Here is a 12450-nt window from a genome sequence, read left to right on the forward strand (position 1 = left end):
GTCAGCGGGCGACCTTGCGATCCAGGAAGTCGCGGATCAGCGGGGCGATCTCGTCCAGCTTGTCTTCCAGGGCGAAGTGGCCGGTGTCGAGCAGGTGCATCTCGGCGTCCGGCAGGTCGCGCTTGTAGGGCAGGGCGCCCTCGGCGGGGAAGATCTGGTCGTTCTTGCCCCACACCACCAGGGTCGGCGGCTTTCGCTCGCGGAAGAAGGCCTGGAATTGCGGGTAGAGCGGCACGTTGGTGCGGTAGTCGTAGAACAGGTCCAGCTGGATCTCTCGGTTGCCAGGGCGGTCCAGCAGAGCCTGGTCGTGGGTCCAGTTGTCGGGGCTGATGCGGCTGACGTCCTTCACGCCGTCCGTGTACTGAAATTTCGTGGTGTCCAGGGTCAGCACGCCCGCCAGCGCTTCGCGATGGGCGGCCGAGCCGTCGGCCCAGTAGGCCTTGATCGGGTTCCAGAACTCCCGCAGGCCCTCTTCATAGGCGTTGCCGTTCTGGACGATCAGGCCGCTGACCCGCTCGGGGTGGTTGATGGCCAGGCGGTAGCCGACCGGCGCGCCGTAATCCATCACATAGAGGGCGTAGCGCTCGGCCTTCAGCTGGGTCAGCAGCGTGTCGGTCATGTCGGCGAAGTGGCCGAAGCTGTATTCGAACTTCGTGTGGTCCGGCGCGTCGCTCTGGCCAAAGCCCGGATAGTCGGGGGCGATCACGTGGTAGCGGTCGGCCAGCAGCGGGATCAGGTTGCGGAACATGTGCGACGAGGTCGGGAAGCCGTGCAGCAGCACGACGACCGGCGCGTTGGCGGGGCCGGCCTCGCGGTAGAACATCTTCACGCCGTCGATGGTGGCGGAGCGGTAGTGGACCACCGGCGGGGCCTGGCGCTCGACGGCGGCCGGCGCCTTGGGCGCGGCGATCGCGGCGGTCATCGGGGCCAGGCTGGCGGTGGCCAGTAGCAACGGAACGAGCAGGCGCTTCATGTCGGATCTCCTCAGATGTGAGGCCGGACCGTCTGTCGTCGTCGCCTCATGGCGAGGAAGATATTGCTGCGTCGATTTTCTTTAATTGGCGTGATGTGGAAGGGATTGTTTCGGCTTTCGCAATTATCGGCCCAGTTCTAGATGGCCGTACTGCCGTTCCACTTTTGTGTGACAAAGTGTGAAAGTCCGTGACGGAAATCGCGCTTTTCAGCCTTCTACGACCATCCGTTCCGATTTGTGGACTTGCGTTCCGAATATAGTTTTGCCAGAAAATCTCACCGGGCGGACTTCGGACGCCGCCCCGCCGTCGGCGAACACGCCGAGGCATATTGGGGTGGGGACTTTGGCTTGATCTACGACAGAGTCTTCTACGCCACCCATCCGGACATGATGGCCGGCGCCAGCAACCAGGACCTGCGCGAGCGGTATCTGGTCGATGGCCTGTTCGTCGCCGGCGGCCTGACTCTGAACTATCTGCACCAGGAGCGTCTGGTGCTGGGCGGCGCAACGCCGCTGGACCAGCCGCTGGCTTTGCCCGTCCAGACCGAGCCGCCGTCCCACGCCGGCAAGCCGTTCCTGGCGGCGCGCGAGATGGGTGTCGTCAATGTCGGCCATGGCGCCGGGCGCATCGTCGTCGATGGCCAGGTGTTCGCCTTGGCCCCGCTGGATGCCCTGTACATCACGCGCGGCGCGGTCAAGGTGCGGTTCGAGAGCGACGACCCGGCCAATCCCGCCCGCTTCTACCTGGCCTCGACCCCGGCCCACGCCGCCTTCGAGACCAAGGCCCTGTCGACCGCCGCCGCCATCCCACTGGAGCGCGGCACGCAGGACACCGCCAATCACCGCATCATCTACCAGATGGTCATTCCGGGGGTCTGCGCCTCGGCTCAGCTGTTGATGGGCCTGACCATCCTGCGCTCGGGCAGCGTCTGGAACACCATGCCGCCGCATGTTCATGACCGGCGCTCGGAGGCCTATTTCTATTTCCGCCTGCCGCAGACCGAGCGGGTGCTGCATTTCATGGGCGAGGCCGATGAGCTGCGCACCCTGGTGGTCGCCAACGAGGAGGCGGTGATCTGCCCGCCCTGGTCGGTGCACATGGGGGTCGGCGCCCACGCCTACGCCTTCATCTGGGCGATGGGCGGCGAGAACCTCGACTACGAGGACATGACGCCCATCGACCTTTGCCAGCTGCGATAGGGGAGCGCGCGCCATGACCATCGCCTCGTCCGACAAGCCCGGCTCGCGTTATCGCTGGCTGATCTGTGCGCTGCTGTTCCTGGCGATCGGCATCAACTACATCGACCGGCAGATGATCGGCATCCTGAAGCCGACCCTGCAGAAGGACCTGGGCTGGACCGAGGTCTCGTACGCCAACATCGTCTTCTGGTTCCAGCTGGCCTACGCCATCGGCTTCGTCACCTTCGGGCGGGCGATCGACCTGCTGGGCGTGCGCATCGGCTATGCGGTGGCCTTCGTGGTCTGGACGATCGCCAGTATCGCCCACGGCTTTGCCCATACGGTGACCCAGTTCGCACTCGCCCGGTTCAGCCTGGGCCTGGGCGAGTCCGGGGCCTTCCCGGCCAGCTTGAAGGCGGTGTCGGAGTGGTTCCCGCAGAATGAGCGCGCCCAGGCGGTCGGCCTGTTCAACGCCGGCACGGCGCTGGGCCCCATCGTCACGCCGCTGCTGGTGCCGGCCGTGACCCTGGCGTTCGGCTGGCGCGCGGCGTTCATCGCCACCGGCCTGATCACCCTGCTGTGGCTGGTCGCCTGGCTGCTGGTCTACCGCTCGCCCGAGCAGCATTCGAAGATCTCGGCCAGCGAGCTGGCCTATATCCAGGACGGACGCTCGGAGGAGGTCGCCGTGCGCACGCCGTGGCGGCGTCTGCTGCAGCGGCGCGAGGCCTGGGCCTATGCGGTCGGCAAGTTCCTTACCGATCCGGTCTGGTGGCTCTATCTCTTCTGGCTGCCCGACTTCCTGCACAAACGGCACGGCCTTGATTTGAAGTCATTCGGCCCGCCGCTGATCGCCATCTATCTGGTCGCCGACGTCGGCTCGATCCTGGGCGGCTGGAGCTCGTCGCGGCAGATGAAGGCAGGGCGCTCGGCCAATGCGGCGCGCAAGTGGACTCTGCTGGCCTGCGCCCTGGCCGTGACCCCGATCGTGCTGGTGCAGTTCGTCGACAACCTGTGGGGCGCGGTGGCGATCATCGCTCTGGCGGCCGCGGCGCACCAGGCCTGGTCGGCCAACCTGATGACCCTGCCGTCGGACCTGTTCCCGCGCCAGTCGGTCGCCTCGGTGATCGGGCTGGGCGGCGCGGCTGGCGCGATCGGCGGCATGCTGATGACCACCTTCAACGGCCGGGTGCTCGAGGCGCTGGGCTCGTACCAGCCGATCTTCATGGTCGCCGGCGGGGCCTATCTGGTCGCGCTGCTGCTGATCCACCTGCTGACGCCGAGGCTCCGTCCGGTACGGGCCGAGGATCTGACACCACGAACCGGAGAGGAAACCGCCCGATGAAGGTCATCGCTGGACTCACCCTGGGCCTGGCCGCCCTGAGCGCCCTGCCCATGGCCGCCTCGGCCCAGGCTCCTGCCGCCCAGGTCGCGCCCCAAGCAGGCCAGGGCGTCGAGACGCCCTGGCGTCGCGCCGACGTCCTGCGCCTGGCCGAACGGGTCGCCGACTACCAGCTGGCCACCATGGCCGCCGGCTACATCCCGCCGGAAGCCGCGCGCGACACCGTCGATCCGGCCGGCTGGGTGCAGGGCGCGTTGTTCGTCGGCCTGCGTGACCTGGCCGACCGCTCGGACAACACCGCCTATCGCCAGGCGATCCTGGCGCGCGGCGCGGCCAACAAGTGGGCGCTGGGCAAGCGCTTCTATCACGCCGACGAGCACGTGATCGGCCAGTCCTATCTGTGGGCGGCCAAGCACGGCGCGGGCGACGCGGCGATCGGCCCGCTGCGCCAGCGCTTCGACGCCATCCTGGCCTATCCGCCCAAGGTTGGTTTGGAGCACGCCGAATATACCGACCCGCGCGGCGCCGACTGCGACCAGCGCTGGTGCTGGAGCGACGCCCTGTTCATGGCCCCGGCGACCTGGTTCGAGCTGTCGGCCGTGACCGGCGACCCCAAATACGCCGCCTATGCCCGCAAGGAGTTCGCGGCCACCACCGACTATCTCTACGACAAGGAAGAGCACCTCTATTACCGGGACTCGCGGTTCTTCACCCGTCGCGGTCCGGACGGCGAGAAGGTGTTCTGGAGCCGGGGCGACGGCTGGGTCGTGGCCGGCCTGGCGCGGGTGATCCCGATGCTGCCGCCGGGCGATCCCGACCGCGTGCGCCTGGAGACCGTCTTCAAGGAGATGGCCGCCAAGCTGAAGGCCATCCAGAAGCCCGACGGCTACTGGTCGCCGTCGCTGCTGGCCAATCCCGCCAAGTCGCTGCCGGAGTCCAGCGGCACGGCCTTCTTCACCTACGGCCTGGCCTGGGGCGTCAAGGCCGGCCTGCTGGACCGCGCGACCTACGAGCCGACCATCCGCAAGGGCTGGGGCGCCCTGACCCGCGCGGTGCACCCGGACGGCAAGTTCGGCTGGGTGCAGCCGATCGGCGATCGTCCCGAAAGCGTCAGCTACGAGGACACCCAGTTCTACGGCGTCGGGGCCTTCCTGCTGGCCGCGACGGCGATGGCGGATCTCGATCTCAAGGCGCCCGCCGCGTCCAAACAAGCTCGATAGGGGGCAGTCATGCACAAGCGCGATTTCATGAAGGCGGCCCTGGTCGGCGCCGCATCCTTAAGCGCCGGCGCGGCCAATGCCGCCAAGCCGGCGGCGGCGATCGACGACCGCGCCTACATGGCCGGCCTACTGGAAAAGATCGCCAGTCCGGTCCTGGCGGCCATGTCGAAAGGTGAGCTGAAGAAGACCTTCCCGCTGGAGCTCAGCCCCACCTGGGACGGCCGCGACCGTAACGTGGCCTATCTGGAATGCTTCGGCCGCCTGATCTCGGGCGTGTCGCCGTGGCTGGCCCTGCCCGACGACGACACCGCCGAGGGCAAGGTGCGCAAGCGCCTGAAGGACCAGGCGGTGCAGGCCTATGTTCACTCAGTGGATCCCAAGAGCCCCGACTATCTGGCCTGGGGCGGCACGGGCCAGGCCCTGGTCGACTCGTCCTACTACACCCAGGCCCTGCTGCGGGCGCCCAAGACCCTGTGGGATCCGCTGGACGCCACGACCAAGAAGCGCATCGTCGCCGAGATCAAGGGCCTGCGCCGGGCCAATCCTCCGATCACGAATTGGCTGCTGTTCGCCGCCATGAACGAAGCCTTCCTGATGCAGATCGGCGAGGAATACGACCCGATGCGCATGAGCTTGGCCGTGCGGGCGATCAACGACTGGTACGTCGGCGACGGCTGGATCAAGGACGGCGAGAAGTTCCACTTCGACTACTACAACTCGTTCGTCATGCACCCGATGATGGTCCAGGTGCTGGAGATCATGGAGGCCAACAAGGCCCCGTTCTGGAAGGACGACCTGACCAAGTGGCGCGAGCTGGCCGTTCGCCGGGCGCAGCGCTATTGCGAACATCTGGAGCGCCTGGTCTCGCCCGAAGGGACCTTCCCGCCGTTCGGCCGCTCGCTGACCTATCGCACCGCGGCCTTCCAGCCGCTGGCGTTCCTGGCCAAGCGCAAGCAGCTGCCCCAGAAGCTGACCGAAGGCCAGGTGCGGGCCGCCCTGACCGCCGTGCACAAGGCGGTGTTCAGCCAGGCCAGCAACTTCAAGGACGGTTTCCTGACGATCGGCTTCGTCGGCGCCAATCCGGCCCTGGGCGACTGGTATTCAAACAACGGCAGCATGTACATCACGACCGAGGGCTTCCTGGCCCTGGGCCTGCCGGCCAACGACAGCTTCTGGACGACCCCGGCCCAACCCTGGACCCAGAAGCTGGCATTCTCGGGACAGCCGTTCCTCAAGGACTACGCCGTCGACTACTAGGATATGAGTTCCGACACCGGTGTCAGGCTTGTATTGCCCTGCGAGGGGCGTATCACTATTCGGGACGGCCCTGGGCAATGTCGCCATCGGGCCAGCATGAACGGTTGATATGAAGGACATCGCCACGGCGGATGTGGAAGAGGTCGCGTCGGCGCGGGCCAATGCCGGCGCCCAGACCCTCTTCAAGGGGCTCGAGGTTCTGAGCCGGGTGGCCAAGGGCGACACCACGCTCGGTAAGATGGCCAAGTCGCTGGACCTCAATAAGACGACGGTGCACCGCCTGGCCTCGACCCTGGTCGAGGCCGGCTTCCTGTCGTTCTCGACGCGCGAGGGCTACGCCTTGGGCACCAAGCTCCTCGAGCTGGGCTACGCGGCCTCGCAGCAGATCACGCTGACCCGGGTCAGCCATGATCACCTGCGCCAGCTGTCGGTCGACACCGGCGACACGGTGAACCTGGGCGTGCTGGAGCGTGACCAGGTCCACTATATCGACAAGATCCCCGGCACCCGCCGCATCGAGGTGCGCTGCGTGATCGGCGAGCGCCAGCCGCTGCGCCATACGGGCCTGGGCAAGGCCCTGCTGCTGGACGAGAGTGAAGAGGTCCTGCGCGAGGTGTTCCTGCGCGAGGCGACGATCTTCCCGCGCTATCGCTACGACCTGCGCCAGTGGCTGGACGTCATGGCCCGCTATCGCAGCCTGGGCTACACGATGGATCTGGACGAGAACGAGGACCACATCCGCTGTGTGGCCGCGCCGATCCGCGACATGGGCGGCAAGATCATCGCGGCCGTTTCGGTGTCCTCGATCGCCCAGTACATGGACGACGCGCGGATCGAGGCCGTGGCTGACTACGTCAAGGAAACCACCCAAAAGATCAGCGCCGAGTTCGGCTACCGCTGATCCCCCTTCCTTTCGAATCCTTTGAGCACGCGCGCGGGCGACCGCGCGCGTGTTTTCGTATGTCAAATGCTCTGAGGTCTGATGTGGCCGGCGTGCAACGGCGCCTGTCGAAACATTTCAGCGGCGAAAAAATCAGACAAACGTCGTTCCGATATATGTGGACTCGCTTCGATATGTGTTACGCCTATCGACAGAAGCGAAAAGCTCGAATGCGAGGAAACATGTCTAGGGCACTGCGGCGCGGCTAGTCCGCGCCATCACGCATAACGCGTCTCCAGTTCGATTTTTGAAATGCTCCGCCAACGGCGGGCAACCCCCTCGGGCACGCCGGGCGGGGAGGGGAAAACTGCGCGGCGAATGACCGCGACGGGGAGGGACCAATGAAGAAGCAACTTCTGCTGACGACGATTCTGGCCGCTGGCCTGGGCGGCGTCGCCACCAACGCGTGGGCTCAAACGGCGGCGCCGGCGGCCGGCCAGGACACCGTGGAGGAGGTGATCGTCACCGGCTTCCGGTCCTCGCTGCAAAAGTCGCTGGGCCTGAAGAAGGACGCCATCGTCGTCCGCGACTCCATCGTCGCCGAGGACATCGGCAAGTTCCCCGAAGCCAACGTCGCCGAAGCCCTGCAGCGTATTCCGGGCGTGTATCTCAGCCGTGACGGCGCGTCGAACGAGGGCCAGCGCATCTCGATCCGCGGCCTGGGCTCGGACTACAACGTCACCACCATCAACGGCGCCCCGGTCCGCACGACCTCGTCGGGCAATGTCGGCGGCTCGTCGCGCGACTTCAACTACGACGTCTTCGCCTCGGAACTGTTCGGCCGCGTCGACTTCTACAAGACGCCGCTGGCCGAGCTGGAAGAAGGCGGCATCGGCGGTGTCGTCGACCTGCAGACGCCGCGTCCGTTCGACAAGGCCGGCCGCAACATTCGCTACCAGGTCGTGGGCTCGTACAACGACAAGTCCAAGCACCTGGACCCGGCCGGTTTCGCCCTGTTCTCCAACACCTGGGGCAATTTCGGCGCGCTGTTCGCCGTGGCCCATTCCAAGAGCGTGAACAACCGTTCCGGCTTCGAGGCCACCGGCGGCTACAACAGCCACGCCCTCGCCAGCCTGTCGCCCAACAAGGGCCAGTTCGCCTTCGCGTTCGACTTCGCCGACCCGCGCTACAACCGCGGCGCGCTGACCCAGGCCCAGATCGAGAACGGCTATCTGCCGCGCTTCTACCGCTACTACGGCGGTGAAAACACGCGCGAGCGCACCGGCGCGGTCGGCTCGCTGCAGTATCAGAACGAGAAGCTGAACATCAGCGTCGACGGCCTGTATTCCAAGCTGCAGGACTCGCTGGACGAATACACCTTCGGCCTGCCGATCCGGAACTCGCGCACCACCATCCCGACCGCCAAGCCGGGCGCGCCGGGTCACAACGGCTTCGTGCCGATCAATGTGACGCTGGATCCGAAGTCCAACCTGCTGGAAGGCACGTTCGGCAACACCTCGTACCTGGGCGAGAGCTACTATTACGACTCCCAGACCGAGTTCAAAATGGCGTCGTTCAACGCCGCCTATCAGGCCACGGACAAGCTGAAGGTTACCGCCCAGGGCAGCCTGAGCGAAAGCGACGCCTTCTTCACCGGCAACCGCCTGATCTCGAACCTGTACGGCGTCACCACGACCATCAAGTACACGGACGATCACGTCTATCCGGCCCTGTCGGCGCCCGGCGTCGACTTCACCGACCCGGCCAACTACGAGGACTTCGGCGTCGGCTTCGACTGGCGGCGTGAGGTCGACAAGGAAAAGACGGCCAAGCTGTTCGCCGACTACGACTACGGCGTGTTCGGCATCGAGGGTCACCTGAAGGGCGGCTTCACGTACGTCTCGACCAAGAAGACCACCACCAAGCGCAACGCCACCGCCGCCGGCACCGCCAAGATCGCGGCCCTGGGCGCGGCCACCCTGCGCGGCGCCATGCTGCGCGAGGTGCCGATCGACAACCTGGTGATCGGCTCGGGCTATCCGCAGCAGTGGGCGGTGTTCGGCCGCGACTACGTGATGAGCACCTTCGACCCGATCGGCACAGCCAAGGCCACACCGGTCGACTTCAACGCCTCGTTCGGAGCCGAGGAAACGGTCAAGACCGCCTTCGTGCAGAGCGACCTGAAGGGCCAGGTCCTGGACCGCGAGCTGCGCGTCAATGTCGGCGTCCGCTACTCGGAGACCGACACCCACATCGACAACTATCTGCGCCAGACCAACAACGGCGTGACGACCTATCAGCCGAACGAGGCCCAGGGCTCGTACAAGAACACCCTGCCGTCGGCCAGCTTCGCCTACGACCTGAACGACAAGCTGATCTGGCGGGGTTCGTGGGGCAAGACGATCACTCGCGCCTCGCTGTCGATCATCGCCGCCAACACCGTGATCCCCAACATCTACGAGACCCGCGCCACGGCCGGTAACCCCAACCTGCTGCCGCAGACCGCGACCAACTACGACACCGGCGTGGAGTGGTACTTCGGCCGCGGCGGCATCCTCAGCGCCGGCTTCTTCTGGAAGGAGCTGAAGGACACCACCGTCTCGACCAATATCAACGTGCCGTTCTCGTCGCTGGGCCTGCCCGACGCGGCCCTGGCGCCGATCTTCCAGAACCCGGCGACCGGCAAGATCGACCCGAACCTGCCGATCACCCTGTCGACCTTCTATAACCAGGGCACGATCAAGCTGGACGGCTACGAGCTGGCCTATCAGCAGTCGTTCGACTTCCTGCCCGGCTTCTGGAGCGGCTTCGGCGCCCTGGCCAGCTTCACCCACGTCAACACGTCGGGCTTCGACTACACGACGACGGGCGGCAAGATCCTGAACGTCAACACGGTGCCCAAGTACTCGTACAGCCTGACGGGCTATTACGAGAAGGGTCCGTTCGGGGTGCGCCTGTCGTACAACTACAAGGCCAAGAACATCATCGAGACGTCCAACAACGGCTCGGACCTGCAGCGCTGGCACTCGGGCGCCGGCTTCCTAGACGGCAACGTGACCTACAAGGTCAATGACAGCATCGAGGTCCGCCTCGACGCGCTGAACCTGGCTAACGCCCTGCAGTACGACTTCTTCGACGACGTCAGCGGCCGCTACGGCAACGGCCGCAAGACCCGCATGGACTACGCCAAGTACAACGGCCGGACCATCAAGTTCGGCGTGCGCGGCAAGTTCTAGGCGCTGCCGGCGGGAGGGGATCTCTCCCGCCCCTCATCCCTGATGTTTGTGAGCACTCCCCCGCACACAGGCATGACTGAAGCCGGTGAGGTCCGCCTCGCCGGCTTTCTTTTGTTCTAGCGCGGCGAGACCACCAGCACACCGTCGGCGCGCGGGCGCACGGTGACCGGCAGGGCGGTGGGCAGGTTGGCGACGAAGACGCGCGACTGGTCGGCGCGGAAGCTGGCGGTCACCCGCAGGTCGGCCGCGCCGGGGGCGGCGACCACCCGCACAGCCGAGAAACGGCCGATGTCGCTGGCCACGTCGGTCAGGCGGGCCGAGACATAGCTCAAGCGACCCTGACGCCAGCTGGCGATGGCGGCGGGATCGGCCAGCTTGGCCCGGTGGGCGCCGGCCGCATCCAGGGTGACGCTGTCACCGCGCGCCAGGACGGCGTCGAAGGCGGGGCCGCCCTCGTCACGATGCACGGCGACGCGGCCGTGCTCGACCGCCACGCCGATCTCGCCACTGGGCGCATGACGAACCTCGAAGCGGGTGCCCAGCACGGTGACTTCCGTCTCGCCGGCCTCGACCTGGAACTTGCGGCCCTGAGCGTGGCGGACGTCGAACAGCGCCTCGCCGCGCTCGAGCACGTAATGGCGACCGCCCAGCAGGCCGACCTTCCGCAGGCGGGTCTCGGGGGCCAGGGTCGCGACGCTGCCGTCGCTGAGCGTGGCGGTGCGCACCACGCGGCCGCTCTCCAGGATCTCGGGCGGGCGCGTCGCCAAGCCGATGCCGATCGCCAGGCAGGCGGCCAGCGGCAGGCCGGCGGCGGCGATCCAGCGCCAAGCCGGGGCGCGCGTCGGGCGCTGCTCGTGGGCCAGGACGTCGACGCTGCTCAGGGCCAGCATCAACTGCTCGGCCCGGTCATAGGCCTGCACATGGCGAGGATCGGCGGCCAGCCAGTCGCGCAGGTCGTCGGCGCGCTCGGGCGACAGGCGCTCGCCGAACACGGTCAGGGCCCAGTCGCGGGCCTTTCCCTCGATGTCGTCGTCAGGCGCGACGGTTGCGTTCACGAGACAATCCTCGAAAGTCTATCTGACCGCCCGCGATGGCGCGCTGGCAGGCGGCGACGGCTTCCCCGACCGTTTTCCGCACCAACGCCTCGGACACGCCGTTCTGGCGAGCGATCTCGGCAAAGCTTTGGCCGGCCACGCGGTTGGCCGCCAGGAAGCGGCGGTGACGCGGAGGCAGGCCTTCGACAACGCGGCTCAGCACGCCCAGCTCCTGCTTGGCGATGATGGTCCGCTCGGCGTCAGGTTCGGCGTCCGCCTCCAGCGCCGGCGCGGAGGCCGACACCAGGCGGGATGCCATCTTCTGACGTCGCAAGGCGTCGCGCGCGAGATTGATGGCCACGCGAAACACGAAGGCCCGAGGGCTCTCGTGGTCCTGGTCCGCCGGCCGCTCGCCCAGCTTGACGAAGGCCTGTTGCGCCAGGTCCTCGGGCTCGGGCGGGCCGGGGCCGAACCGCGCCCGCAGAAAGCGGCGCAGGTCCTCCCAGTCATCGCAGTAGCTCTCGCGGAAGGCCGACTGGCCGCTCCACGTTCGCACGTCGTTGTCGGCGCTCGGCCGGTGCGGTTTCGCCACGGCCCCTCCCTATAAGTCACGCGCCGTCTTATGCCGCCGACGATGCGGGTTCGCGGCCGCCGGTTCAATGCGCCAACAAAAAAATCGCCGTTCGGACATCTTTGTTGTGCGGATCGGTTTGGCTCATTCGTTGATCTTGGTTTGGGGCAATTCTAAGCAAGTATTTGCCCTATAAATCGCATGTGACCGGTAACTTTTCTCTTTCCGATTTAAATTCGGCATGTTTATGTCGAAACAAGTGACACCGGTGTCCAATCGGGAAAGCGGCGTTTTCGCCGATTAGGGAAGGGGAGGCGGGCCAATTGCGAGCCCTGAGCCATATAGATCGCCTTGCGCGGATCGCCTCGATTGAGCGGGGCGCCCATGCGCGTTGATGGCGGCTTCGTCCAACCCTTCATGGATTTCTCGCGCATGGATCGCGAGGTCAGCGACGTGCTGGTCCAGGCGCTGTTGAACCGCATGCGCCAGGCGCTGCTGGACGGCCACAGCCTGGACGTGCCGAGCATCGGCGAACTGACCATCCACCAGACCCGGCCTCGCGCCCTCGTCAATCCGACCAGCGGCCAGACCCGCGAACTGGGCGGCGAGCGCACCGTGCTGTTTCGCCCTGACCGCCAGCTGGTGCGGGAGCTGAACGCCACCCGGAAAGATCACGATGTCGACTGACCGCCACGCACCGCAGGGCGTGAACGCCAGCCGACGGACCACGGCCGACTAGGGGCCATCAACAGGCGAAGGGA

10 protein-coding genes are annotated in these 12450 nt (G+C 66.5%); 7 read left to right on the plus strand and 3 right to left on the minus strand.

Features of this window, described 5'->3' with window-relative positions:
- Position 1: 1 nt before the first annotated feature.
- Positions 2–973 carry an alpha/beta fold hydrolase gene (locus AC1RRR_RS14500; RefSeq protein WP_492814106.1) on the minus strand — a complete coding sequence of 324 codons (972 nt, stop codon included), beginning with the start codon at positions 971–973 and terminating at the stop codon, positions 2–4.
- A 351-nt stretch (positions 974–1324) separates the two neighbouring features.
- On the opposite strand from AC1RRR_RS14500, the gene kduI reads away from it, so the two are divergent.
- From kduI to AC1RRR_RS14530, 6 genes are all read left to right on the plus strand, one after another.
- Entirely contained in the window at positions 1325–2173 is an 849-nt protein-coding gene (kduI, locus tag AC1RRR_RS14505) for a 5-dehydro-4-deoxy-D-glucuronate isomerase (RefSeq protein WP_492815250.1), read from the plus strand.
- 13 nt (positions 2174–2186) lie between these two features.
- A complete protein-coding gene (locus tag AC1RRR_RS14510) occupies positions 2187–3494 on the plus strand; it encodes an MFS transporter (RefSeq protein ID WP_492814107.1) in 1308 nt (435 codons plus the stop codon).
- Positions 3491–4711 carry a glycoside hydrolase family 88/105 protein gene (locus tag AC1RRR_RS14515; protein WP_492814109.1) on the plus strand — a complete coding sequence of 407 codons (1221 nt, stop codon included), beginning with the start codon at positions 3491–3493 and terminating at the stop codon, positions 4709–4711. Before AC1RRR_RS14510 ends, AC1RRR_RS14515 begins: the two co-directional genes overlap by 4 nt.
- Before the next feature lie 9 nt (positions 4712–4720).
- Positions 4721–5968, plus strand: coding sequence for a DUF2264 domain-containing protein (locus AC1RRR_RS14520; RefSeq protein WP_492814111.1), 1248 nt, complete (start codon positions 4721–4723; stop codon positions 5966–5968).
- 109 nt (positions 5969–6077) lie between these two features.
- Positions 6078–6869, plus strand: coding sequence for an IclR family transcriptional regulator (locus AC1RRR_RS14525; protein ID WP_492814112.1), 792 nt, complete (start codon positions 6078–6080; stop codon positions 6867–6869).
- Positions 6870–7249: 380 nt separating this feature from the next.
- Positions 7250–10084 carry a TonB-dependent receptor gene (locus AC1RRR_RS14530; protein WP_492814114.1) on the plus strand — a complete coding sequence of 945 codons (2835 nt, stop codon included), beginning with the start codon at positions 7250–7252 and terminating at the stop codon, positions 10082–10084.
- Positions 10085–10200: 116 nt separating this feature from the next.
- Here AC1RRR_RS14530 and AC1RRR_RS14535 read toward each other — a convergent pair whose 3' ends face one another.
- A complete protein-coding gene (locus tag AC1RRR_RS14535; protein WP_492814115.1) occupies positions 10201–11139 on the minus strand; it encodes a FecR family protein in 939 nt (312 codons plus the stop codon).
- A complete protein-coding gene (locus AC1RRR_RS14540) occupies positions 11117–11710 on the minus strand; it encodes an RNA polymerase sigma factor (protein ID WP_492814117.1) in 594 nt (197 codons plus the stop codon). The genes AC1RRR_RS14535 and AC1RRR_RS14540 overlap by 23 nt, the downstream gene beginning before the upstream one ends.
- Positions 11711–12073: 363 nt before the next feature.
- Between AC1RRR_RS14540 and AC1RRR_RS14545 the strand changes: the two genes are divergently transcribed.
- Positions 12074–12376: an HU family DNA-binding protein gene (locus tag AC1RRR_RS14545; RefSeq protein WP_492814119.1), complete on the plus strand. Its 303-nt coding sequence runs from the start codon at positions 12074–12076 to the stop codon at positions 12374–12376.
- The last annotated feature ends 74 nt before the right edge of the window (positions 12377–12450 follow it).

Source organism: Caulobacter sp. GW821-FHT12D05 (assembly GCF_058807295.1).